Origin of the sequence: Pseudoalteromonas galatheae (genome assembly GCF_005886105.2) — a bacterium.
GTDB lineage: Bacteria > Pseudomonadota > Gammaproteobacteria > Enterobacterales > Alteromonadaceae > Pseudoalteromonas > Pseudoalteromonas galatheae.
Genome location: NZ_PNCO02000001.1, coordinates 1,351,556 through 1,376,448, shown reverse-complemented (window position 1 = coordinate 1,376,448; position 24,893 = coordinate 1,351,556). Strand labels below are relative to the sequence as shown.

General features: G+C 43.2%; 19 protein-coding genes. 7 read left to right on the top strand and 12 right to left on the bottom strand.

Annotated features, from left to right (window positions below):
- Nucleotides 1–140: 140 nt before the first annotated feature.
- Nucleotides 141–1,028, bottom strand: coding sequence for an NAD(P)-dependent oxidoreductase (locus CWC29_RS06010; protein WP_138522311.1), 888 nt, complete (start codon nt 1,026–1,028; stop codon nt 141–143).
- 128 nt (nt 1,029–1,156) lie between these two features.
- Between CWC29_RS06010 and CWC29_RS06005 the strand changes: the two genes are divergently transcribed.
- A complete protein-coding gene (locus CWC29_RS06005; protein WP_010373899.1) occupies nt 1,157–1,672 on the top strand; it encodes a glutathione peroxidase in 516 nt (171 codons plus the stop codon).
- Entirely contained in the window at nt 1,638–2,618 is a 981-nt protein-coding gene (locus tag CWC29_RS06000) for a 2-hydroxyacid dehydrogenase (protein WP_138522309.1), read from the top strand. The genes CWC29_RS06005 and CWC29_RS06000 overlap by 35 nt, the downstream gene beginning before the upstream one ends.
- 78 nt (nt 2,619–2,696) lie before the next feature.
- Here the strand turns inward: CWC29_RS06000 and CWC29_RS05995 are convergent, their stop codons facing one another.
- Entirely contained in the window at nt 2,697–3,284 is a 588-nt protein-coding gene (locus CWC29_RS05995) for an MlaC/ttg2D family ABC transporter substrate-binding protein (protein ID WP_128728327.1), read from the bottom strand.
- 321 nt (nt 3,285–3,605) lie between these two features.
- The gene (locus tag CWC29_RS05990; RefSeq protein WP_235956533.1) at nt 3,606–4,586 is read right to left on the bottom strand and encodes a zinc-binding dehydrogenase; all 981 of its coding nucleotides are present in this window, start codon (nt 4,584–4,586) and stop codon (nt 3,606–3,608) included.
- Nucleotides 4,587–4,751: 165 nt separating this feature from the next.
- Here CWC29_RS05990 and CWC29_RS05985 point away from each other — a divergent pair, with 165 nt between their 5' ends.
- Complete coding sequence (locus CWC29_RS05985; RefSeq protein ID WP_128728328.1) at nt 4,752–5,723, top strand: LysR substrate-binding domain-containing protein; 972 nt, start codon at nt 4,752–4,754, stop codon at nt 5,721–5,723.
- A 51-nt stretch (nt 5,724–5,774) separates the two neighbouring features.
- Here CWC29_RS05985 and CWC29_RS05980 read toward each other — a convergent pair whose 3' ends face one another.
- On the bottom strand, nt 5,775–7,139 hold the full coding sequence (locus CWC29_RS05980; protein ID WP_240036275.1) for a putative bifunctional diguanylate cyclase/phosphodiesterase: 1,365 nt from the start codon (nt 7,137–7,139) through the stop codon (nt 5,775–5,777).
- A gap of 390 nt (nt 7,140–7,529) precedes the next feature.
- Nucleotides 7,530–7,772 (bottom strand): YdcH family protein, encoded by a 243-nt coding sequence (locus tag CWC29_RS05975; RefSeq protein ID WP_128728329.1) that lies wholly within the window; start codon nt 7,770–7,772, stop codon nt 7,530–7,532.
- A gap of 353 nt (nt 7,773–8,125) precedes the next feature.
- On the opposite strand from CWC29_RS05975, the gene purM reads away from it, so the two are divergent.
- From purM to CWC29_RS05960, 3 genes are read left to right on the top strand one after another with little or no spacing between them, the layout of a single operon-like run.
- Nucleotides 8,126–9,178, top strand: coding sequence for a phosphoribosylformylglycinamidine cyclo-ligase (purM, locus tag CWC29_RS05970; protein ID WP_128728330.1), 1,053 nt, complete (start codon nt 8,126–8,128; stop codon nt 9,176–9,178).
- A complete protein-coding gene (gene purN / locus CWC29_RS05965; protein WP_128728331.1) occupies nt 9,178–9,828 on the top strand; it encodes a phosphoribosylglycinamide formyltransferase in 651 nt (216 codons plus the stop codon). Before purM ends, purN begins: the two co-directional genes overlap by 1 nt.
- A 13-nt stretch (nt 9,829–9,841) precedes the next feature.
- On the top strand, nt 9,842–10,537 hold the full coding sequence (locus CWC29_RS05960; protein ID WP_128728332.1) for a DUF3108 domain-containing protein: 696 nt from the start codon (nt 9,842–9,844) through the stop codon (nt 10,535–10,537).
- 118 nt (nt 10,538–10,655) lie between these two features.
- Here the strand turns inward: CWC29_RS05960 and CWC29_RS05955 are convergent, their stop codons facing one another.
- Entirely contained in the window at nt 10,656–11,675 is a 1,020-nt protein-coding gene (locus tag CWC29_RS05955) for a LacI family DNA-binding transcriptional regulator (protein WP_128728333.1), read from the bottom strand.
- Nucleotides 11,676–11,685: 10 nt separating this feature from the next.
- Nucleotides 11,686–12,687 (bottom strand): glucokinase, encoded by a 1,002-nt coding sequence (gene glk, locus CWC29_RS05950; protein WP_128728334.1) that lies wholly within the window; start codon nt 12,685–12,687, stop codon nt 11,686–11,688.
- A 318-nt stretch (nt 12,688–13,005) separates the two neighbouring features.
- Between glk and CWC29_RS05945 the strand changes: the two genes are divergently transcribed.
- Complete coding sequence (locus CWC29_RS05945) at nt 13,006–14,025, top strand: LacI family DNA-binding transcriptional regulator (RefSeq protein ID WP_128728408.1); 1,020 nt, start codon at nt 13,006–13,008, stop codon at nt 14,023–14,025.
- Nucleotides 14,026–14,086: 61 nt separating this feature from the next.
- Here the strand turns inward: CWC29_RS05945 and CWC29_RS05940 are convergent, their stop codons facing one another.
- The 5 genes from CWC29_RS05940 to CWC29_RS05920 form a co-directional block, all read right to left on the bottom strand.
- Nucleotides 14,087–16,483 carry a glycoside hydrolase family 15 protein gene (locus CWC29_RS05940; protein WP_128728335.1) on the bottom strand — a complete coding sequence of 799 codons (2,397 nt, stop codon included), beginning with the start codon at nt 16,481–16,483 and terminating at the stop codon, nt 14,087–14,089.
- A gap of 10 nt (nt 16,484–16,493) precedes the next feature.
- Nucleotides 16,494–17,993 (bottom strand): MFS transporter, encoded by a 1,500-nt coding sequence (locus CWC29_RS05935; protein WP_128728336.1) that lies wholly within the window; start codon nt 17,991–17,993, stop codon nt 16,494–16,496.
- Between the two features lie 3 nt (nt 17,994–17,996).
- Nucleotides 17,997–19,871, bottom strand: a complete 1,875-nt coding sequence (locus tag CWC29_RS05930; protein WP_128728337.1) for an alpha-amylase family glycosyl hydrolase — start codon at nt 19,869–19,871, stop codon at nt 17,997–17,999.
- Between the two features lie 119 nt (nt 19,872–19,990).
- Complete coding sequence (locus tag CWC29_RS05925; RefSeq protein WP_138522307.1) at nt 19,991–21,505, bottom strand: tryptophan halogenase family protein; 1,515 nt, start codon at nt 21,503–21,505, stop codon at nt 19,991–19,993.
- A gap of 158 nt (nt 21,506–21,663) precedes the next feature.
- Nucleotides 21,664–24,522, bottom strand: a complete 2,859-nt coding sequence (locus CWC29_RS05920) for a TonB-dependent receptor (protein ID WP_128728339.1) — start codon at nt 24,520–24,522, stop codon at nt 21,664–21,666.
- Nucleotides 24,523–24,893: the final 371 nt, after the last annotated feature.

Here is a 24,893-nt window from a genome sequence, read left to right as displayed (position 1 = left end):
TAGCAAAATTTTGCCTTGCCTATATGGATATAGGTACCTTAGCGGTAGCAGGACGCGAGAGCGGTGCTACTAAAGCTATTTCCCGCTTCAAAATAGATCATTTACTTAATACAACTGGTATTAGATTAGAAAAGAAAGGGTTATTTGCTTTTGTCGTGAATAGCGTCAAGCCTAGCCAGTAGACTTGAGGTATCAAAACGGTTGCCGCCAAGCGCTTGAACATCCGCATAATATTGATCCACTAAAGCTGTAAGCGCCAAATTTGCGCCGTTACTTCTTGACTCGTCTAGCGCAATGCCTAAATCTTTTCTCATCCAATCGACTGCAAAACCAAAGTCATATTCGCCTGCTAACATGGTTTTATAACGATTCTCCATTTGCCAAGAGCCAGCCGCACCCTTGGCAATCGTTTCAATCACCTTTTCACCATCAAGACCCGCTTTTTTAGCAAAGTGCAAGCCTTCTGCGAGCCCTTGCACCACACCCGCGATACAGATTTGATTAACCATTTTACAAAGCTGCCCAGCACCCACTTCTCCAATTAATTGGCTAAAGCGAGCAAACGCGGCCATGATTGGTTGTGCTTTTGCAAACGTACTTTCGTCTCCGCCAACCATTACCGTCAACACGCCATTCTCTGCACCAGCCTGGCCTCCAGATACAGGAGCATCTAGAAATTCAACTTTTAATTTCTTGGCTTCTTGCGCTATTTCACGGGCAACTTTTGCAGATGTTGTAGTATGATCAATTATCACCGCTCCCGGCTTCACTCCCGCTAATACACCACTTTCGCCATATACGACTGAGCGTAAATCGTCATCATTGCCAACACACATAAACACAAAATCACAGTCAGTCGCTGCGTCTTTAGGTGTAACTGCAAAGTTGCCAGCATACTCCTCGGCCCATTTTTCGGCTTTGCTGGTAGTACGATTATATACCGTGACTTGGTGACCCGCTTTTTGCAAATGCCCAGCCATTGGATACCCCATGACGCCTAATCCTATAAATGCGACTTTCACTGACATATTTCTGTCCTATTTCGTTGTTATCTTAATAAGAATGGAGTTTTTATACCCGAGCACCTCTGTCATAGCAAATGAAAAAACCGCTTTGATACCGAATAACATGAATAAATCACACGGAGCCTGAAAGGATGGAGAATATTTATCGTTTTAGTGCACAACTTATTGATGGCCAAGTTTTGCCATTACAGTCTCTGGCGGGAAGACCGTTATTGATCGTTAACATTGCGAGTAAATGTAGCTTTGCGCCACAACTTTCTGCACTTGAAAAGCTATACAGCAAATACAAACCTTTTGGATTTGAGGTATTGGCCTTTCCTTGCAATCAGTTTGGTCGCAACGAGCCACTTGAAGATGAAATGCTTAAAGAGTTTTACAATACACATTTCAATTTAAGCTTTAAGATCTGTACTAAAACACAAGTCAACGGACCTGATGCACATCCATTGTTTAGCTACTTAAAATCTCATACCCGTGGTATCGCGCAAAACCGTGCAATTAAATGGAATTTTACCAAGTTTCTAATAAACTCAGAAGGCATGCTAGTATCTAGATATGCCCCAAGAACTAAACCAGAAACGCTTAAATCAGTGATAGAGAGCCACATTAATCATGAGAATCGCCCTATTCAGTTCGCAAAACTATGAAGTGCCATTTTTTGAGCAAGCTGTAAATATTTACTCAGAACTTGAAATAAGCTTTATTAGCGAGTCACTCAATGAAAACACAGTTTCACTGTGTCAGCACTATGACGCGGTTTGTGTATTTGTAAACGATTCTGTAAATGCGCAAGTGATTGATAAACTCGCTGACTATGGTGTTAAATTCATCGCCCTACGCTGCGCAGGTTTCAATAACGTTGATATTCGACAAGCAAAGCTGCGTGGTATAAATGTTGTCCGTGTGCCAGCCTACAGTCCTGAAGCGGTTGCAGAGCACTGTATCGCGTTAATGCTAACGCTCAGCCGCAAAACTCATAAGGCCTATAATCGAGTTCGAGAAGATAACTTTGATCTCAACGGTTTACTAGGTTTTAATATTTATAATAAAACGGTCGGTATCATCGGTTGTGGCAAAATTGGGCAAGCATTGGTCAGTATCTTGAACGGCTTTGGTGCCAATGTATTAGTTTATGACCCAAACGTTGGAGAAGGCCCCTACACTTTGGTCTCTCTAGATATCTTACTAGCACAATCGGATATTATTAGTCTGCACTGTCCGCTTAATGAAAATACCCATCATATTATCGATGATGCTGCGTTTGCCAAAATGAAAGCGGGTGTGATGCTTATTAACACCAGTAGAGGCGCCCTGTTAGATAGCAAAGCCTGTATCGCCGCGCTCAAGTCTAAACAACTCGGTTATCTCGGCTTAGATGTGTATGAACAAGAGTCAGAGCTATTTTTTAAAAACCATAGTGAAGAAATAATTCAAGATGATGTTTTCTCGCGTTTGGTTAGCTTCCCCAACGTACTAGTTACAGGGCATCAAGGCTTCTTTACCAAAGAAGCACTAAAACAAATTGCAACAATAACCTGTGAAAACCTCGACGCAGCAAGACTGGAAAAGCCGTTGATAAACCAAGTAATCTAATTTCAGAACCAAAAAAAAGAGCATATCAATCATGATGTGCTCTTTTGGTTACTTCAAAGTCGGGGGAAGTAATTTGATTTATGCTTTGCTCTTCAATTCAGCCGTAACCTGAGCTAAACCTACTTCTGAAATTCTCATCGTGATCTCTTTTTGCTTAGCACTCAATAAAGAAATACCTTCAGCAACCATGTCATAGACTTTCCAACTGCCGTCTTTGCTTTGGCGAAACTTAAAATGCATATCAATATCCGGTTTTGATTGCTCTTTTATTACCACCTTGACTGTGGCAAAATCAGCGCCGTCAGAAACTGGTAATTCTTCAAACAATACATCTTGACCTTTATACTGCAAAAGTGCATTGGCATAGGTGGCTACAAGATACTTATCTACTGCATTGATAAATTCAATCGCTTCATCTCGCTTTAACCCTTTGATGTGTTTGCCAAGTAATTTAAAAGATACAAACTTGACATCTATGTGCGGCATTAAACGGCTACGTACAATGCCTTTCATCTGAGTTTCCGTCGCCTTGCCATCTTGATTAACCGTTTTTATGTCGGCAAATAGTTTATCGCCAACGTGATTAATTAACTCGTAAGGCGTGTCATTCGCAGAAGCGAAGCCTGAGAAAATGAGAAAACTGAAAATAACGAGTAACTTTTTCATTGTTTAATCCTTATTAAACTGATGACACTAGTCTATCCAATTTGACGAGTGCAAATAAACATACCAATCTGCACCAAATTAATGCCTAACCGACATCAATTAACGCAATGTAAAATAGAGGCTCACGATGACAACCGCTTTTTATAAAGTCAGAAATAAAAGGCGTATTACTGTTATGACAAGGCCTACGGGAAGTATACGGGGATCAAACGACGAAAAATGTCAGAAATTGTATCAATTTATTTGCTCGCTGAGCTTGGCGATTGCAGCCAAGCTCACGATTATTGCGTGAAGGGGATAAATTACCGTTGTTGCTGGAGGCTAGCGTTCCATATCTGCCACAAAAAACGCGATATTATCGCAGCTTCCCAGTTTTTCCAGTGTTTCTATTATCGCATCATGCTGCGGCGAAATTGACTCAAGTTGCTGCAAAGTGATTTCATTTTTTTCAAGCTTTTCTGCAAGCGCGTTTCCAATAAATGCCATTCTTTGCTGTGCACAGACGCTATTTGAAAGCCAGCTGCCGCATAAGGAAACAATTCCTATATTGGGGGCTTTCTTCATCAATATATGCTGTTCAATGGCTGGCAACCCAGCTAGGCAGCTGACGCGGCCACAAAATGTCAAGTGCGCAATCAGTTGCTGAGTATGTGTGCCCGTCACGTCCAACGCACCTTGTACCTCTGCGGCACCAAAGTGAAGCTGCAACGCATCAGCCAAACCCGCAAAGTCAGGATGACAATACACCAGATCCGCGCCTAGTTTCTCAAGCAGCTTTTTATGCTTAGATTCAGAACATGCCGCAACGCCCAAACCCAACTGTTTTGCAAATTGTATCGCCATTTGACCAACTGGGTGATGAGCCGATTCGATTAAGACCGTATCCCCAGCATTTAACTGCAGTTTGAAAAGAGCTATTAACGCGCACATTGCTGGAGCAATTGAAGCTGCGGCCAGTTTTCCATCGACGTTTGTTGGCAAGACAGTAAGTGCATGACTTGGCACCAAGGCAAATTCACTCATCGTACCATGCTCTCGAATATCGCCGTGCCAGAATACTCGAGTTCCCGGCTCTGGAAACCCTGTTTTACATGCTTTTTCCACAATACCCACAGCGTCCACGCCAAACACTCTGTTTGGTGTTTCTTCACAGGGACAATTGGCCACCTTTGTATCGATAAAGCTTAAACCAACGTATTCAACTTTGACCAAAACCTGATCATCCGTTGCTTCAGGCAAATTAATTTCTCCCTGCTCGAAGGTAAGTCCATTTGTGTGATTGAATCGGACTGCTTTCATCATATACCTTAACTTTATGTCTAAAAATAAAATAATTTGACCTATGCGCTTCACTTCATTAAACCATTGTTAGCAACGAGCCACAACTTTATTAGTGTAAATATGCTACTCGCATTTCCAATTGTTTAGTGTCACAATGGCATCAGTGTTGGTGAACTTTTTCGCATCATGGATATTAGCAGCAGATTATTAATCTTTTTAGACGTTGTGGAGCGCGGTTCCTTTGCCAGTGCGGCACAGTTGAGAAATATTGACCGTTCTGTCATTTCTAAACAGATGACCAAATTAGAAGAAGAGCTTGGCGTAAGATTAATGAACCGTACAACTCGCTCTTTCTCACTCACTTCTGCTGGTTCTGAGATGGTAAAAAAAGCAGAGGAGCTAAGGCTATTACTCAACGACACACAACGGATCGCACAAAATTATCACACCGAGCCTAAAGGTTTGCTTAAAATTGCGAGCTCCACTGTAGTAGGTAGACGCTATGTACAGCCTGTCATTAACGATTTTCAGAAACGTTTCCCCCACGTCGAGGTTGAGCTTCGACTTGAAGACAGATTAGTAGATTTGGTCGGTGAAGGTTTTGATTTAGCTTTTCGTGTCGGCGAACCGAAAGATTCTTCGCTTATCGCTCGTAGAATTGCACGCAATCGATTGCTCATATTAGCAAGCCCAACCTTCTTAAAAGCCCATGGCACACCAAGCTCCCTTGAAGAGCTCAGCGAGTTACCTGCAGCAACTTACGCCAGTGATGCGCTAAGGTTTACCAGTATCACCTATCAAGACGAGCAAGGCATCGAACAACAAATGCCTGTTAAAAGTATCTTTAGAACCAATGACGGAGATACCTTGCTAGAAAGTGTATTATCAGGTACATGCTACATCGTAGCGCCTGCGTTTTTAGTTGGTAAAGAGATTATTGAAGGGAAGTTACAGCCAATTTTAACGAATATTAAGTTAGTTGACTTCGCTGCGATGTATGCCCTCTACCCTCACCGAGATTTACCGGTTAGAACGAGGCTTTTCTTAGATGCATTCAGAGCATATATTGGTGAGGAAACACCGATTTGGGAAACAGAGATCCCGGGGTTTGAACAAATGTATGGCTTCGTCCCACCTAAACCCATGTTGACGTTCTAGTTGACTCGTATATCTGGACAATAAGCTTTTAGTAGAAAAGGATTATTACTCTCATCCGTCTAACCTTTTCATCGCACCTCTCACCATGCTCTGGGAATTAATCCACTTTACGCATTCGCTTAGCGAGAGTGGTTCACAGATCTGGAAGCCCTGAATATAAGGACAATCCAAGCTATACAAATACTGCAAGCAGGCATCGCTTTCAACACCCTCAGCAACTATACTGCAATTCAATTTACGCGCTAAAAACATACTTGTTTCGACTATGGCTTGATCTTTTTCACTTTCATGGCTTTGCCTCACAAACGAGCCATCAATTTTAATTTGAGAAATTGGTAACTCCTTTAATATTGAAAATGAAGAAAAACCAGTACCAAAATCATCAATGCTGACTGCAAATCCCATATCAATTAACGTTTCAATCATGCTCCGTGCCTTCTCAACTTCTTCCATCACCGTACTTTCCGTGAGCTCAAACACAATATGTGTTGGGTCTACTCGGTGTGTATCCAGAAGCATTGCGAGGGTATTAATTAAGTTCTGCTCGGCAAAGTCCTGACAAGAAAGATTAATATGTACAACTAACTTGTTATCTATTTCAGTTAAGATAGCGAGATCTTGAAAAACACGATTGATCACAAATGTACTCAGCTGGCGGATCAAATTATTACGCTCCGCCAATTCAATAAATTGATCCGGCATTGTCATTGAGCCATCTGGCTGCGGCCATCTAAGTAAGGCTTCAACCCCATGAATATCACCACTTTTCGAACAAACAATCGGTTGATAATGAAGCGCAAGTTCACCACGTGCGAGCGCAACCTTTAGATTGGCCAGCATCTGGAATTCGGCTTCAATTCCCTCATGAAGCTCTTCATCAAAAATAACAATGCTTTGCCGGCTATGTTTGGCCGAATACATAGCGATGTCAGCTTGCTTCAATAGCTCAAAAACATCGAGCTGACGAGACTTAGTCCATAAGCTTGCGCCTGCACTGTACGTCACGTCAAGTTGTAGCTCTTCAACTTCAATACCTGACTTTAGCTCACTCAGCAGCGCATTGTTCTGGGAGTAAATACAATTTACGTCTGTCACGTCCATTAAAATAATAAATTCATCGCCGCCCATGCGATATAACTTGCTACGAGGAAGCAGTGCTGCCCCCATTTTATGCGCCAGTTCCACCAGTAATTTATCACCAAAAAAGTGCCCTTTAGCATCATTGATCTGCTTGAAATTATTCAAATCTACCAGAATAACACTAAAATCAAGCTGCTGATGTTTACGTTCATTAATAGCATCAATGCAACGCTGGCGATTCTCTAAATCCGTTAAAAAATCATGTTCTGCGTTATACTTGGCCTGTGTTGCAATTTCATTCAATTCTTGCAGGCTAGTTAGACTCAAACAATTCACCACAAAAACAAAAATGGAACCTAGAAACAGGATTAAACTTAAGCCTTGCTCAATAAAACTCGCGCTATTGTGATCGTACAGGAAGTAGGCAAAGCTCAAATATCCAAGTTCAAACAGAGCCATAAGAATTAACAACACTCGCCAACCGACCGAAGAAGTTAATCGACATATTTTAAAGGCCGGAGAAAAAGCTAATCCCATGATAAAGCTGCCAGCTAATACTAATATAAGTGCAATCAAAGGAATCATCGTGCATAGAGTACAATGGTTAGAGTATAGATTATAAATACGCCCTTGCTCGGGACAGAAAGAATTATTCAATATTGGGTGGGGAACACAGTGGCGGGCTAGGTAGCCCGCTCATATTAGCTAATTGGCCAAGACAAGAGTTTAATCCGCGCTTTTTAGAATTTGGTAAAGCTGATCTTTTAACCACAGCCTTTTTTTCTTTAGTGACTCGAGATACTCATCACTTGAGTGCTCTACACCATCTTCAATCCGAATAACTTCATTGTCCACTTCATGGTAATCTTTAAATAACCTTGAGAAGTGTCCATCTGACAGTTTTAAGTCATGAATTCTATCTTTAAATTCTGGGAGTTCTTTAGCTAGGCTGTGACGTTCAATGTTCATCGTTTTATTCCCATAAATAGCCATATACACGAGGTTAAGATATACACCCAACCTCAAAGAGTAGACCCAATCAATGCGCCGTAGTAACAGTCGCTTCAAAGTATTGATGAAGTTACTGTCTGATTGGGCCTACTCCCATAGTAACCCGCTGTCGCCTTTGAGTATTGATCTAACGCAAACCTTGCTTAGCCCTCGGTATTTTGCTGCTTCTTTATACTATCTACCCCATAAAAGCTAGGACCTTTGACCACATTCTCGGGGTTTCTCGCAAAGTCGCTAGCCGCCTAGATGCAATTGTTGTAAAATGGCGGCGTTTCTAAGCAAATCTATCTAGCAACTTTTGAGGAAAACCTGTGAGCGAACAAAAACAGTCTCTTAGTTATAAAGACGCTGGCGTTGACATCGATGCGGGCAACGCATTGGTCGAAAGAATTAAAGGCGTAGTAAAAAAAACTCGTCGCCCTGAAGTAATGGGTGGCATTGGTGGTTTTGGTGCACTATGCGAACTTCCAACTGGATATAAAGAGCCTGTTTTGGTTGCTGGCACTGACGGTGTTGGTACTAAGCTACGCTTAGCTATCGATTTGAAAAAGCACGACACAGTAGGTATTGACCTAGTTGCTATGTGTGTTAACGATCTTATTGTCCAAGGTGCTGAACCGCTGTTTTTCTTGGATTACTATGCCACAGGCAAGTTAGACGTTGACGTCGCAGCAGATGTGGTATCTGGTATTGGTAAGGGCTGTGAACTTTCGGGTTGTGCGCTTATCGGTGGTGAAACAGCTGAAATGCCAGGCATGTACGAAGGCGATGACTACGATATGGCTGGCTTTTGTACTGGTGTGGTCGAAAAGTCTAAAATCATTGATGGAACTAAAGTTGCATCTGGCGATCAGCTAATTGCACTAGGTTCAAGCGGTCCGCACTCAAACGGCTACTCTCTAATTCGTAAAGTACTAGAAATATCTGGCGCAGATACTAACGCAGAGTTCGAAGGCAAAACTCTAGGCGAGCACCTGCTAGAGCCGACCCGTATCTACGTAAAGCAAATCTTAGCGCTATTAAAAGAAGTTGATGTTCACGCACTTTCTCATATCACTGGCGGTGGCTTCTGGGAAAACATCCCTCGTGTACTACCTGAGTCAGCGAAAGCAGTGATCAAGGGTGATAGCTGGCAATGGCCTGCAATCTTCAACTGGCTACAAGAAAACGGTAACATTGCAACTCACGAGATGTACCGCACATTCAACTGCGGTGTTGGCATGATCTTAGTTGTTCCAGCTGATAAGCTTGAGCAAAGTCTTGAAATCCTAAAAGAACAAGGCGAGAACGCTTGGCACATCGGTGAAATTCAAGACGCTCAGGCTGGTGAAGAACAAGTTGAGATCTTAGGTGGTGCCGAGTAATGGCACCCACTCGCCTTGTAGTTCTGATTTCTGGGAGTGGTTCGAATTTGCAAGCCATCATTGATGCTTGCAAAGCTGGCTATATTCAAGGTGAAATTGCTGCCGTTATTAGTAATAAAGCGGACGCATACGGCCTAACCAGAGCGCAAGAAGCTGGCATAGCAACATCCGTTTTAGACCATAAGCAATACACTTCTCGTGAAGAGTATGATGTTGCGCTTGGTCAACTAATTGATAGCTTTACACCAGATTTGGTTGTATTAGCTGGATTTATGCGTATTCTAACTCCAAACTTGGTGCAAAAATTTAGAGGAAAAATGTTGAACATTCATCCTTCTTTGTTGCCTAAGTATCAAGGGTTGAACACCCACCAAAGAGCAATCGATGCAAACGATGCAGAACATGGTGCTAGCGTTCACTTTGTCACAGAGGAGTTAGATGGTGGTCCTGTGGTCTGTCAAGCCAAGGTCGCTATTCTTCCAGATGATACGGCAGAGTCACTGGCGCAACGTGTGCATAAGCAAGAACACATTCTTTATCCTTTGGTGGTCAAATGGTTCAGCGAACAAAGACTAACAATGGAAGCAGACTATGCTGTTTTTGATAACAAAACCTTACCAATTCAAGGCGCACCGTACCCAGAAAAATAAAAAATGGAGCGCTGTGCTAATTGGTATTAGCGCTCTACTTTCTACCTCCACATTTGCAAACTCGCTCACTGAATATCACGCCGAATACCAAGTTTCGCGCAAAGGTGAGGTTCATGGTACGGCCACCCGCGATCTCACAAAAATTGCAGACGCAACATACGCTGTGCGCTACAAAAGTGATATCGAATGGATGATTTTTTCGGACGTAAGAACTGAAGAGTCATTGTTTAAAGTCACCGAGCATACTGTAAGCCCACTACACTATAGCATGACTCGTGAAGGGACTGGCCCAGATAAAAGCTACAAAATTAAGTTTGATCATCAAAACCAAGCAATTACCTCCAGTGAAGAAAAGTATCCACTGAAAGTGAAGTGGCTTGAGAATCAGCAAGATTTAATTAGTTATCAGGTACAGCTGCGAGAAGACCTGAAAGCCGGAAAAACCAAGTTTAGCTACCCAATCATAGACAAAAAAGGCGGCCAGCGAAGCTATGATTTTGAAGTTGTCGGCGAGGAAATGATCACCTTACCTTTTGGTAATGTCAAAACCATCAAGGTTAAGCGCGTTTACGATGATAGCGACCGACAAGCTATTGCTTGGTTTGCTCCTAACTACGATCACATGTTGGTTAAAATGTTTAAAGGCAAAGATGGTATGGAACAATTTCAGATTGAGCTTAAAACCTATCAACCAAAATCTGATAGTTGAAAGCACTAACTCGTTAGAGCAAGTCGCTCCGTTCTACTGTATTGCTGCCGTCACTTCCCTAATAAAAAGCCCAACGGCTAGGCGTTGGGCTTTGGGGCAAGTATAAAAATTGAAAATGTTATGAGCTCGAGCGCGCTTTCGTCGATTCTCGAGTGATGAGTTTAGCTTCTAAAACCTGCTGAAACGGTGCTTCTTGCGGCTGAGTTATATGCTTAATCAGCTCTTCTACCGCTATCCGAGTCATTTCTTCCACGGGCTGTGCTATCGTCGTCAGGCCCGGCCAAATATGCCTTGCGATAGGTGCGTTATCAAACCCAGCAATAGATAACTGCTCGGGCACTTTGATCTCTCTCTGGGTCGCAAGTTTTAACACGGCCGCAGCCATGTAGTCGTTTGATGCAAATACAGCCGTTGGCCTTGGCTCTAAGTCCAATATGGCTTTTGCACTGTCTGCACCTGAGTGATAACTAAAGTTACCTTCTGCAACTAATCGTTCGCGATATTCAATGCCATGTTTTGCTAGCGCTTTTTGGTAGCCAGAGAAACGATTTTCTGTAGCACTGTGATCAGGGTGACCTTTAATAAAGGCAATTTCGGTATGACCTAAATTGATCAGATGCTCAGTTAACTCAAAAGCCCCCTGCTCGTCATTACTGCGAATTGAAATCGAATCATCACCTTCAATGGCTGAAGCAACGCGTGCATAGGGAATATTACGTTGCTTTAAAAAAGCAATAAGCTCGTTGGAGTCTGAAAACGGTGGAGTAAGCACAATACCATCAAGTCTCGATGTGGTCAGCAGCTGCTCAACATTGTCGATGAGGTCTTGGCCGCGCAGTTCACAAGGATGTATCAATAAATTGTAACTATGCTTCTGACACGCTTCCAGCGCACCACTTTGCACTCGCGTGATATAGCTTTTTGATGGATTGTCGTATAAACAGCCAATGATAAAGCTACGGTTTTGTGCCAAACCGCGTGCAATAGGATTTGGCTTATAATTCAGCTCTTCAAAGACTTTCAGGACTTTTTCCCGCGTTGCTGGACTAACATTTGGCTCGTTATTTAATACTCGAGATACAGTCTTTTTAGATACTCCGGCATATTCGGCAACGCTATTAATAGTTACTTTTTTCATCGATTTTCCCTTAGGCTCGGCGTCGCTCATGAATACATGCCGCTGCACCAATCAGTGGGATATTATCTTGTACCACCAAAGTCACTGGAATTTGGCTCGTGTACTGTGACATCATGCCTTTTTCGGTAAAGCGCTCAACAAAGCTACTTGCTTGTAATCGCGCTTTCATCCGCGGCAAGATCCCACCACCAATATAAACACCACCTAAGGCTCCAAAAGTCAGCGCTAAATCGCCAGCTACGCTCCCCATCCAGTCACAGAAGTGACTCAATGTTGCGTCACAAACCTTGCATTCTTTCGCAAGCGCACTGATCTGCGCAGCATTAAGATCTTTAGCTTGCTCACCACGCACTTCAGCCATGGCTTTATAGAGTCTCGCAATACCCGGGCCTGAAAATACAGTTTCGACTGAAACATGTTGAATACTCGCGCGCAGCACCTTTAATAACTCTTTGTCTAGAGCAGTAACCGGCGCAAGCGATATATGCCCTGCTTCACAGCTCATCACTGCGCTGCCATTGATATCTCTAGCAAGGCAAGCCGCACCAAATCCAGTGCCCGGACCCATCACGCCGATATTTGCACCTAGCTCAGGTTGACCTTGCTTAATTACTAGATTTTTCTCTAGTGCCAAATAAGGTGCCGCGTAGGCAAAAGCGGCAAAATCGTTGATCACGGCAAGCTCGGTAAAGTCGAACTGAGCTTTGATATCTTCTGAACTAAAGTGCCAACCTAAATTAGTTAAATGAACTTGCTGAGATTTAATAGGACCAGCAACCGCGAGGCAGGCTCTGCTTGGTTGCGCAACAGGTAGCTCAGTTAAATATTTTTGGATAGCGGATTCAAAAGACTGGAATTCAGCACTAGGAAAAGTGACTTGATGCGTAATTGAAAAATGGTTAGTTCGCGCATCAAAATCTGACACGATTGCAAATCTGGCGTTTGTTCCCCCGATGTCGGCAACGACAATCGGCTCAAACGGCACGGATGAATGGCTTGTTGTCTGGCTCATATTATTATCTCTTTATCACTGCGATTATGCTTGGGCTAACATCAGGGCTGCCAGCACACGTCCTGCAATTTACTGTCTCAACTCGCCAAAATTTGCACGCCTTGGCTTTTGCTCTTACCTGTTATTCTGTTAATTTGGTAAAAAAATGCTGCCCTTGGCATAGGGCAGCCAAATACGTTTTGACAACAAAATGATAAAACATCGACATTATGACACCGGTGTCAGACTGTATCAATAAAAATTTGCAAATTCGGTGAAATTGGTTGAAAAAAAAATTGAATGACTGACAATGTCACTGTCTTAAGCGTTGAGAAGAACATGAAAGGTAAAGCAACTTCATTTGATATCGCCCATTATGCTGGCGTTTCGCAATCTACGGTATCGCGCGCCCTAAGAAATAGCCCTTTGGTTAACGAAGAAACTCGTCGTCGCGTTCATGAGATTGCTAAAAAGCTTAACTATAAGGTCGATAAAAACGCGAGTAATCTGCGCACTCAGCAAAGCAGTACGTTGGCTTTGCTGTTATTTGAAGATCCCACAGAAGACGAGTCACAAATTAATCCTTTCTTTTTAAGTATGCTTGGCAGTATTACCCGAGCATGCGCGAAAGAAGGCTATGACCTTTTAGTGTCGTTTCAATCGACGAGCAGTGATTGGCATGCCGATTACGAGGATAGTCATCGTGCTGACGGGTTAATTTTACTCGGCTATGGTGATTACATCGATTACCAGTCAAAGTTACAAACTCTACTCGACAACCACACGAAGTTTGTTTGCTGGGGGGCAACGGTTGATAACCGTCCAGACCTCACTGTGAGCTGCGATAATTACGGTGGTGGTGTATTAGCTGCAAAGCATTTAATCGACATGGTCAGAACAGATTGTGCGTTTATTGGCGATGCCTCGGATCACAGCCCGGAATTTTTTGCGCGTTTTAAAGGTTTTAGAGACACCCTTAAAGCAAAAGGTATTGAGGTGAGTGACCGTAAAATGGCAAATGCGATTTCCACAGAAGACTCAGGGTATCATGCGACTCGCTCTTTAATCGCCAACAATGTTAAATTTAATGCGCTTTTCGCTGCTAGCGATCTCATTGCTATTGGCGCGATTAAGGCACTTCAAGAAGCGGGCGTTCGCGTGCCGCATGATGTGCATGTCGTTGGCTTTGATAACATTGCCGCGGCGGGTTATGTTTCTCCCTCTTTGACTACTGTGCAGCAAAACACCACATTGGCAGGGCAAATGCTAGTCGATAACCTACTTACGCTTATCCGAGGTGAAGCGGTAACCTCTACCCTCTTGCCGCCGAAATTGATTGTTAGGCAGTCTTCACGGTAGCAATAGCGATAAAAATGCCGAACTCATGTTCGGCATTTTTTATGTGTTTACTTACAGTTTGTTATTTCAGTTTACTTTCTACGATTGGGTAGTGATCCCATACTTGCTTTTCATTAAGAGAGCGTACTAACTTTACGTATTCAGCATGTGTCCAAGCCAAAGGCGTCGCCGAGTTGGTTCCTTTGCCAAGTTGATAGCCAAAGGTATTTTTACCCACACCATCCCATACTTGCTCAGGTAACATCATGCCTTCATTAGCAAAGTGCTCCATCCCCTTCACATAAGTATTTTGTATTTTGCTCTGTTCATCCGCACTTAATTCACCATCAAGCAGCGCCAGCGCAATATCATAGTGACCACGCTCTCCGGTAAAGAAAGGCCACACTCGACCGCGTTGGCCATCAGTATTCTGACCATTTTCGGCATAATTGATACCACGCTTCTCATCTTCACCATAACCGTCATTACCGTAACGGCGATACCCCGGATAACTATTAACATCACCATCAAATTTAAAGCTATATTTTACTCTTAAGTTGTCAGCTATCGATTCATCATCGTATTCAGGCATGGTGGCCACGATGCTCGGGGCGTCAGCCCCTCTAACCCCGTAACGCACAAGTTCTAAAAAGCCACCGTCGATGATCTGCTTCTTATCCATTCCGCTGCGGCCATTGTTGGTATTTAAGGTCGTATTGGAATTAGGATCTTTGTCTTGTCCAATACGGAAGAAATATTGACCGTCACTGTGTTTGCTTTGCAGACTCCCTTTGGTTGTGAACATGAATGACTCAACATCACGATTGTACTGCTGCGCCGTCGCAAGGAATTTCTCTTGTCCCGCTTTATCACCAGCCAATTTAGCAATATCGCTCGCCGTCACAAGGCCTGCAATGATTGCCGCGGTAGTCGATGGTGAATAGCCATTTTGCTCTTCCCAACGCTCTTGCTGTGTCGCCGGCGGTGTGATTTGCGTGTCATTCCACAATATTTTAGCCAGTCCCCCTTCAACTAAGAAGTTAGCCGCGGGCTTTAACATCTTATTGTACCAATAAACCAGTCTTTCATCGCTTAGCACACCCGATTGCCACAGTTTCCATGCCAGCATGATTGGCATTGCCGTTTGGTCAAGCTGTACACCAACCCACTCAAGCTCGCCATCTACATGCGTTTTTTGTAAGAACCAGCCAGTATCACCATGGTTACCCGGTGTTTTATCCGTAACTTGCACTTTTTCTAGATACTCAAAAGCAGTGAGTGCTGTTTGTGTATCTCCCATCGCCAAAAATGCCATCGCTACTTGATAAAAATCACGCACCCATACTGCTTTATAGCCGGTATGGCCTTGCTCTGCAGGCACTGTGTCACCCCACGGATTTGACAACGATGCTATCAGCGCACCGGCATGGGTTTTATCTTCTTGCGCCTTAAGCACTAGCGCACTGGTGTAAAGTAACTTGCCGTTGTCTGCGGTATTTGCCGTCATGGACTTTAGTGGCACTAAACTGTCGAGATAATCTTGCCAGCCCGTCGCTTCGCCTTGGCCATTATAATCAGCCAGTACCTTGTCATAACCTTTGGCTAATGTGGCTGCTCCCTCAGCAAAGCTCTGCTGCTGAGAATGACCAAAACTCAAGGTAAGATCAAAGGTGCTGCTGCCCTTTACTTGCCCTAAGTTTGCCAACCAGTTAACGTTGCCACTTTCTTTGCCTGTAGACGCATAAGCCTGAGCTATATGTCCTGTAGACTCAAGTGCCGCTAAATTATCGCTGGTGCCAGTAAAACCGACAGATGCTTCAACAAAGCCAGTTTTGCTCTGCAAAGAGAGATAATTCTTACCTTCCCATGCTAACAAACCTTGCTCTGTCACTTTTGCAAAATCGTTTAAGCCATTGTTATTCACGTATGGGTTTACGTTCACAAAAGCTTTTACATCTTTGAGAGCAGTATCTACTTTTGCTCTAACAAACAAGGTTTGTCCGTCAGGATCGGTAAAAATATGCTTTTCAAGGGTAAAGCGGCCTTGTTTATCCTTGCTTAAAATTTTGTAAGCCAGCGATAACGGTCGTCCATTGGCATCTTTATAAAGATAGTCAATCGTGACATCTAGGGCGTCAGTATCAGATTCTTTCACTGCAAAGCCGTCACCCACGATGATGAATTGCATGTCTTTGATCTGCGCTTGGTGAATAAGTCCAAACATGGTCTCTGTGATCATCCCTTTTGCAACAGAAAACCATACCTTTGAAACTGCTTTAGTAGCCGTAGAATCACTGTACTTGCCGTCTTCGTACGCTTCGTACGACGTACCAATCCCCGTTTTTCCAGAGTATGACCAATAAGGTTTAACGCCAGGTTCACCTGGTGCCGTCAGGGTTTCATTGCCAGATTGCTGTGATCCGCAACCCATGAGGCCAGCACTTACCAGAGCAAGTGCAATTGTTGATAGTTTAATCATCTCGTTCTCCTTATTGAGCCTTTATCGTGACTCTTGAAACAGCTAATGCAGCGAGTAAAAATGACACGCCTCCGATGACGAGTGCAAATATCGGTTGGTTATCAAAACCATGACGTAGAATTAGACCTAGAATACTGGCGGCGAGTAATTGTGGGATCACGATAAAAAAGTTAAAGATCCCCATAAATACACCCATTTTGTTGCTTGGCAAAGCGTTACTTAACATCGCGTAAGGTAATGACAAAATAGATGCCCAAGCAAAGCCAATGCCCACCATTGGCAACCAAAGTAATGTGGGGTCACCAATAAATTTGAAGCTAATTAAAGACACAGCACCAAAAAACAAGTTAGCTGCATGTGCCCCTTTGAGACCAATGTGCTTAACCATGAATGGGATCACCATCGCAGCAATGGCAGCAAAGCCATTGTAAGCTGCAAATAACACCCCAACCCAGTCAGCACCATCGTTATAAAGTTTGCTCGTTACATCTGACGTACCATAGTGATGGCTCGTCACCGCTGAGGTAGTGTAGATCCACATGGCGAATAGCGAAAACCAGCTAAAAAACTGCACCACAGCAAGCTGCTGCATGGTCTTTGGCATCGTAAATAAGTCAAAAATAACATGATAAAAACCATTACTTACACGCTGTTTTTGCTGCATCACATGCGCAATGACAAATACAATTGCAAAAGCGATGAGCAGCCCGCTAAGCAAATAAAGCTCTTTTTCAAGGCCAAGAAGTGCAACGGCAAGCAACACAATAACGCCAATGAAACCACTCACCGCACTGCCTTTTATAAAGTTCACAGGTAGGTCTGACAGTGTTGCGCTTTGCGTATTCGTTTGCGCTTGTTCAAAAGCAGCGAGTTGCTCAGGACTATATTCTTTCGTTTTTAAAATCGTCCATAATACGGAGATGAACAGGATAGCTCCCCCCCAGTAAAATGCGTATTTTACCGAGTCAGGGATTTGTCCAGCAGGTGCTGTATTACTCACCTCAAACCAATTGGTCATCACCCAAGGCAGCGCAGACGCGACCACGGCACCAACCCCAATGAAAAAGCTCTGCATCGCATAACCTGTAGCACGTTGCTTTTCATTCAGATTATCACCTACTAATGCTCTAAACGGCTCCATCGTGACGTTGATCGACGCATCCATGATCCACAGCATACCCGCCGCAATCCAAAGCGTTGGAGAATTGGGCATGATAAAAAGCGATAGCGTGGTGAGAATAGCCCCCCACAAGAAAAATGGTCTTCTACGGCCAAGTTTTCCCCATGTTCTATCACTCCAATAGCCAATAATTGGTTGCACGATTAAACCCGTTAAGGGCGCTGCAACCCACAATATAGGGATGTCATCGACCTTTGCACCAAGGGTTTGAAAAATACGGCTCACGTTGCCGTTTTGTAGTGCAAAACCAAATTGGATCCCAAGAAACCCAAAGCACATATTCCATATCTGCCAAAAACTGAGTTGTGGTTTTTGTTGTTCTTGTTGCATAGGTTACTTCTCTAATTGATAAACTGCGCTGGCAAGCGGCGCTAGCGTAATCGTTGCGTTGGCATGCTCGCCATCAGCTGTTGGTTGTAATTGTAAAGTCGGGTGTGACTCTAAAATATCGTTATAAGTACCCTGCCAGTCTTTAGGCAGATTGACGGTGACTGTTTGTTCTTGTTCTGCATTAAAGTTGCTCACGACCAACAGCTTTTGTTGACCTAATTTACGGCCAAATGCCATGACGGCTTCAGCATTGCTTGACATCTCAGCGCTCATAACGACTTGCTGGTATTCACCAGCAGCAATCGCCGGCTGCTTTGCAAGGTTAAGTAATTTGACGTAGTAATTACGAAGCGCCTTTTGCTCATTTGACAGTAACGCGCCATCAAATTTTCCGTTATTCATCCATTTTTGATGTTCGGGTACACCAATATAGTCAAAGATACTGGTTCTGCTTGGACTGCCGAACCCTGCATGCTCAGAGGCATCTTCCCCTAATGTTTGTCCAAAATAGATCATTGATGGCGCTGTGCTTATCAGGTGACTGACCACCATAGCGGGTTTGCCTTTTAGCGGATCGCCTACAAATTCAGGGCTTGCGATACGCTGCTCATCATGGTTTTCTAAAAAGTGCAACATATGTGGAGCAATATCGGCTACCGATTGATGACTATCCAACACAGCTTGGGCACTACCTTTGCCTTGCATTAACGCCTTCAAGGTGTCGTAAAAACCCACTTTGTCGTAGAGGTAATCCATTTTCCCTTGCTTGATATACGGGCGATATAAAGTGGGGTTATAGACTTCTGCAAGCAAGAAAGCTTCAGGATTTTTTGTTTTAATCGACGAGTTTAAGAAGCTCCAAAACTCTACTGGCACCATTTCCGCCATATCGTAACGAAAACCGTCTACGCCCTTTTCTAACCAAAAGTGGGTAATGGCTTGAAATTTGTACCAACTATCGGGCAATTGCTTGTGTTGCCAAAATTCAAAGTGCGCACGGTAATCTTGCTGCGCATACTCATCTGGCAAGCGATCGAAATCGTAGCTACCATCAGGCTTTACCCCATAATTCACTTTGACGGTTTCATACCAATCATTAATATCAGGCTTTGCCGCACGAGCCCCATTACCGGTCCACTTTGCTGGATTTTCTGCAAATTTGCCATCCGCTAATGGATGGGTTCCCCCCCCTAACACCTGATAGCTTTCACTCGTTGGTACTGCAAATTCTTCACCAACCACGTAATAAAAGTTATTGTCCCTAGCATATGCAACTTGCGTGTCGTCATTCGCGCCAAAATCGACAGTTCCTTTGGGCGCACCGAGTGACTCATAGTTACGAGCGACATGGTTTGGCACAATATCAATGATCACTTTTAAACCGGCGTCATGTGTGCGTTTGATTAAGGCTTCAAATTCAGCCAGTCGTGCGGAAGGATCGTTCGCAAGATCAGGATTAACATTGTAGTAATCTTTTATCGCATAGGGTGAACCCGATCTGCCTTTTACAACATCAGGATCATCTTGGCTGATCCCATACTTGCTATAATCGGTTACGACTGCGTGATGAAGGACACCGGTATACCAAACATGGGTCACGCCCATCGCCTTGATTTGTTGTAGTGCCGTAGGAGTAAAATCAGAAAACTTGCCTACACCGTTTTCCTCAATTGTTCCCCAAGGTTTGTTCACCGTTTTGGTATTGCCAAAGAGCCTTGTGAAGACTTGATAAACAACGGGTTTGCTCACTGGTGCCACTTCCGATTGCAATGTCATTTGTTCAGTTTTATTGTCAACTGGCTTAGGGCCACAGCCGCTTAAACCTACTGCACCACCCAAAAGCGCTGACACAGCCAATAGTAGAGATTTATTTTTCATAGTGTTGTCATAATGCTGTTTTAAAAGAGTCTACTTGCGTAAACGAACGTACTGAACCCATTACATATGTATTCAGAGAGACCCTTAATTAGATTTTATTTATAACGATTAATACCAAGTTACTTGTGAACATTTGCCACAAAGCTTTCTAGCTCCATTCGGTGATCTTTAAAATTCAATCCACATCGTCTGATGAAATCATTCACTTTTTCGATGCTATGTTGGTTTGCTAGGGCATTGCCTGACTTAAGCTGAGATTGTTCTGGGTAGATACCATAACCTGCCAATAAACAATGCCAGCTGACTGAAGGGTAATATTGCTCGACGTTTTGGCGAACTAATTCATCCGATAAGTTGTTACCAGAAACCCAAGTCTGTAAAATTTGATAGAGTGACCGCGATAAGTGGTTATTGTTGGCATTATCAAGCCAGTAGTTGGTGTCAGTACGACTATTGACACGATAATGAGCGACGATATAGTCTCGAATAGCCTGATACCGTTCGCTCAAAGCGCGGTTGTGTTTATCTCTGTTACCATCGGTAAAATCCGCATCTTGGTAGCATTCAATGAAACTTTGAACGGTTTCTTGGACTATATGCAAAGCGGTTGCTTCTAATGGCTCTATGAAGCCCTGAGATAAACCAATCGCTATGCAGTTTTTACTCCAGTGCGCTTTAACTTGCCCGACTTTCATTTTTATATGCCGAGCTTCTACTTCTGAGTCCAACAAACCCAAAGCAGCCCTTAGCTCGGTTTCTGCTTGATCCGCATCGCAGTAACGCTGACTATAAACATAACCATTACCGATACGGTTCGTTAGTGGAATGTGCCAAGACCACCCAAATTGACGCGCAACAGATTGTGTTTCGGAGCGAATAGTGTCAAGTTGCTTGGTAGGTATAACGACCGCAGCGTCGTTAAATAAATTGGACTCAAATGACTCAAAACCCACACCTAAAGTGTGTTGTAGCAGTAAACTTTTGAAACCCGAGCAATCAATAAAGATATCACCAGCGACTTCCGTACCCTCCGACGTTATCAGTGCTGCGATATCACCATCAACGTGTGTTCGAGCGTCGGTAATAGTGGTATCAATGTGTTTTACATTAAACTCAGCCGCTTTGCGAGCCAACAACTGGCCAAGCAAAGCAGAGTCAAAGTGATAACCATAATTAATTTCGAATGGAAAGTTTTCTGCAGCAATTGGGGATTTATTTAAATCAGCCAAGTGAGTCGCTAAAAAAAAGTGGTCTGGATGGCCCTCTACGTCAATCGCCTTACGCCGAACAAAGCTGTTATGAAAAAAAGCCGGTGCACTGTAGTCGTCAGGTTGTGCAGGAAATGGGTGAAAATAGCTAGAAAACCCAGGTTTGGTCGACCAATCTATAAACCGAATGCCATTTTTATAGGTCGCATTACAAGCCGGCATCCACTCGGCTTCCGAGATACCTAAATAGTCCATAAATCCTTTGAACTGCGGAGTAGACCCTTCACCAACGCCAATAGTTCCGATGCTTGAAGATTCAACCACAGTGATTTCTATCGCTTTATCTGCCCAGCTTTTCGCCATCATATTTGCGGCCATCCAACCTGCAGTTCCACCACCTAAAATCACTATTTTCTGACTTTTCATCGCCTTCGCACCTTAAACCTATTAAAAACCATGTATTGAAAGTGAAACAAACATATCAATTTAGATAACTGATGATAACCACCCATTACACTGTGAGCGACTATAAAAAAGCCACCAAAGCAGGTGTTACTTTGGTGGCCATGAATGCTTGCTAATAATTAGAAGCTGTAGTTGAACCCTAAATAATACTGGCGACCAAACTCTTTGTACTCACCAGTGGCAAGTGCAGTCCCATAGTTAGTGGTATTTGGCTCATCAGTTAGGTTATTAACCTGTAAGACGGCTTCCAAGCCATTCTCAAAGTTGTACGATGCCTGCCAATCAACCACAGTATATTCATCAGCCCAAGCTAGAGAAGAGCCACCAGGTGAAGCCCCTTCATACACATACTCATCACGGTAACGGATATTCAGGTGTGTTGTGAACGAGTCTATGTTCCAAAATACCGTCGCACTCCAAACATTTTTTGATAGACCTGGGAGCGGCAATTGCTGATCAGGGAAATTACCACCGCCATCCACCGTTGTTTCGCTCTCAGTATATGAATAGTTAGCGTTAAAACCTAAGCCCGAAAAGATGCCCGGTAAATTATCAAACATCGTGGTATAAGCAAGCTCAATACCTCTTATGTATCCACCTTGATCATTGTTCTGAGTCGTTTGGTATTGACCTGCAACGAACCCATCTGGTACCTCTAAGCCAATATCAGCCCAGTCAACTTCACCTTCCTGATAAGTGATGCTTTCAATCAAAGATTCAATATCTTTCCAGAATATAGCGGCAACAAAAGCACCACCATCTTCAAAATAACGCTCATAAGATAAATCAATTTGAGTCGCTCTAAATGGGTCTAAATTTGGGTTACCTTTTGACCAAACATTATAACGAGGACTAGTACCATCATTTGCAGTGTCAGCCCAAGAACCTGCACCACCTCTAAGCTGGTAGACAGGTGGACGACCAATAACTTCCGCAGCTGCAAACCTAATTTGGTCAGTGTCACTCACTCTGAAATTGAGGTTTAGTGAAGGCAATGTGTCTGTATACTCAGGACCATAATTAACATGGCGATAATCGGTTCTTTCAACGCCATTGTCATCAATGATTGAGTCGCCAACTTCATCGCCTTGGATCTGTTGAATGCCTATTGATTTCGTATCAGTTCTTACAACTCTAACACCAAAATTACCCGTCACTGGTATGTCAGCAATTTCGGTATCAATGTTAGCCATAATATAACCAGCTAACACTTCTTCTCGAACAGCTCCACTTTCAATAAGTGTCCAGTTATGACCCCAAGTTTGTTGCGCGTCATAGTTACCTGGACCAAATACCTCATCAGCGATACCTTCAAGATCTAATTCCAAGTATTGAAAGCCCCGTGTATCTCTAACCGAGACATATCCCGTCAAATCGTGAGGAATACACGGGTGGTTCTGATCATTAAACTCACAGCCTTTGTTCGTGACGATAGTGCCATCCGGTAACTGATAACCATTTTGACCTTCACGTGCCCCCCATCTAAATGTCGAGCGCTGATCAGTAAATTCTCGTTCGGACCAGCGTGCACCGACCTCAATTGAAGAAATAAAGCTGTTCTCAATAAAATATTTAAAATCAACTTTAACGCTATCTAACTCGTCTGTGTACTTGTGAGGGAATTGTTCCCAATCACCCAGTCGCATATTAGATAGGTCAGTATACCCGTTGCCAAGTGTTAACAGTGGTGAGTCTTTCTCTCTTTGTTCAAAAGAAAACGTTTGATTTCTTAATTCTTGCCAAGTGTTAACTAACGTTCCATCTTCCAGTGTGGAAGTACCGTATTCATATGCATGCATTGAAGCAATCATATCTCTACGCGTCTTTTCCCCTTCACTATGAGCCCAGTCGAACTTTAACTCCCATGTATCAGTCGTGTATTGTAAGTTTAAGCCAAAGCTATCGGTGGTTGAGTCCGTTGATTGGTCTTCAGAGCGCATCTCAACCCATGGACCATTTGGATCTGTAATAGTGACATCCCCAGCAACTAGAAAGCCGTCTTTAACAACTGCATTGTCAACCGTGTACAACGAGTTAATATCTTTTGAAAACCCTTCAATATTCAAGCCGCTCTTTTTATCTTCCGATTCAAACTTAGAATGGAAATAATCAAATTGGACTTTGAGTGCGTCTGTTGGCTGATACACTAAGGTGCTTAACAGGCCAAGTCTTTCATCACTGCCTTTGGCTGAACGATATTGAAAGCCATTAACTGAGCGCTCTTCAGTACCATCACCATCAAAATCTTGAGAGCGTGTAGGTGCATGCGCTGAAATATCAATTGCATTATTTGGTTGGTTTAGATACGCCCCACCAATGGCAAAACCAAGTGTCTCATTTAGGAATTTACCTCGGTATGAAAAACTAATGCGCTCACCCGTTGAATCCGCCCCCACATCTGACGCTGCATCATTGTAGGAATATCTTACCGAAGAATTAAAATTATGTTCTTTTTCAGCATCGAGAGGATTTGCCGTTTTAAGTTCAACCGTAGCCGCAACACCGCCTTCAATCAGCGACGCTTTTGGTGATTTATACACCGCGGCTTGATTAATTAATTCTGACGGATATTGGTCGAATGAAATCCAGCGACTACCTGCAGTATATCCACTGGTACTCGCCTGCTCGCGTCCGTTTAATGTGGTTTGAATAAAGTCGCCGTTCATCCCGCGAATATTAAGTTGCGATGATTGCCCACTTGCTCTTACCGCTGTGATCCCAGGCAATCGGCTTAACGAGTCAGCAATTGAAACGTCAGGTAAGGAAGCTAAGTCTCCAGCATCAACTACTTCTGCAATGGTGTCGCTAAATCTTTTTTTATCTATTGAGGCGATGATACTGCGCGAGATACCGCGAACTTCGATCACCTCAACGTTTTTCTCTTCATTATTAGCAGTGTTATCTTCAACAGGAGCAGCATGGCTCACACCTGCAGCAATCAGCGCAAGCGTTAGCATACTCGGTTTGAACTTAGACATAATGTTTTATCCCAATTAACCATATTATATTGTGCGATTTGTTCATCTGGCGTGCAAACTGATGAAAAAACAAACGAGCACAGTTGTTGTCAGTCAAATACTAGCGGCTGATTAAATTTGTAAACAACTTTATGCATACGTATTCAAAGCTAGTGCATTTCAACGAAATTTACAGGCTTTTTACAGAAATAAAGCCCAACCTAATGATAAATATATAGTTTTACTTATTAAGGTCATAAGACCGACAACATTTATTTACCTGCTTTAATTTCACTAAATCTTAACTTTCACGGACTATTATTGTTGACTGAACATCAAACCACATCTTCCGTGTTATCTAACGACTTACTCAAGTTAAATTGGTCTTACCA

Excerpts from the sequence above, each read along its gene's own strand:
- CWC29_RS06010 (WP_138522311.1), bottom strand. The coding sequence starts at position 1,028 with ATGTCAGTGAAAGTCGCATTTATAGGATTAGGCGTCATGGGGTATCCA.
- CWC29_RS06005 (WP_010373899.1), top strand. The coding sequence starts at position 1,157 with ATGGAGAATATTTATCGTTTTAGTGCACAACTTATTGATGGCCAAGTT.
- CWC29_RS06000 (WP_138522309.1), top strand. The coding sequence starts at position 1,638 with ATGAGAATCGCCCTATTCAGTTCGCAAAACTATGAAGTGCCATTTTTT.
- CWC29_RS05995 (WP_128728327.1), bottom strand. The coding sequence starts at position 3,284 with ATGAAAAAGTTACTCGTTATTTTCAGTTTTCTCATTTTCTCAGGCTTC.
- CWC29_RS05990 (WP_235956533.1), bottom strand. The coding sequence starts at position 4,586 with ATGATGAAAGCAGTCCGATTCAATCACACAAATGGACTTACCTTCGAG.
- CWC29_RS05985 (WP_128728328.1), top strand. The coding sequence starts at position 4,752 with ATGGATATTAGCAGCAGATTATTAATCTTTTTAGACGTTGTGGAGCGC.
- CWC29_RS05975 (WP_128728329.1), bottom strand. The coding sequence starts at position 7,772 with ATGAACATTGAACGTCACAGCCTAGCTAAAGAACTCCCAGAATTTAAA.
- purN (WP_128728331.1), top strand. The coding sequence starts at position 9,178 with ATGGCACCCACTCGCCTTGTAGTTCTGATTTCTGGGAGTGGTTCGAAT.
- CWC29_RS05955 (WP_128728333.1), bottom strand. The coding sequence starts at position 11,675 with ATGAAAAAAGTAACTATTAATAGCGTTGCCGAATATGCCGGAGTATCT.
- glk (WP_128728334.1), bottom strand. The coding sequence starts at position 12,687 with ATGAGCCAGACAACAAGCCATTCATCCGTGCCGTTTGAGCCGATTGTC.
- CWC29_RS05945 (WP_128728408.1), top strand. The coding sequence starts at position 13,006 with ATGAAAGGTAAAGCAACTTCATTTGATATCGCCCATTATGCTGGCGTT.
- CWC29_RS05940 (WP_128728335.1), bottom strand. The coding sequence starts at position 16,483 with ATGATTAAACTATCAACAATTGCACTTGCTCTGGTAAGTGCTGGCCTC.
- CWC29_RS05935 (WP_128728336.1), bottom strand. The coding sequence starts at position 17,993 with ATGCAACAAGAACAACAAAAACCACAACTCAGTTTTTGGCAGATATGG.
- CWC29_RS05930 (WP_128728337.1), bottom strand. The coding sequence starts at position 19,871 with ATGAAAAATAAATCTCTACTATTGGCTGTGTCAGCGCTTTTGGGTGGT.
- CWC29_RS05925 (WP_138522307.1), bottom strand. The coding sequence starts at position 21,505 with ATGAAAAGTCAGAAAATAGTGATTTTAGGTGGTGGAACTGCAGGTTGG.
- CWC29_RS05920 (WP_128728339.1), bottom strand. The coding sequence starts at position 24,522 with ATGTCTAAGTTCAAACCGAGTATGCTAACGCTTGCGCTGATTGCTGCA.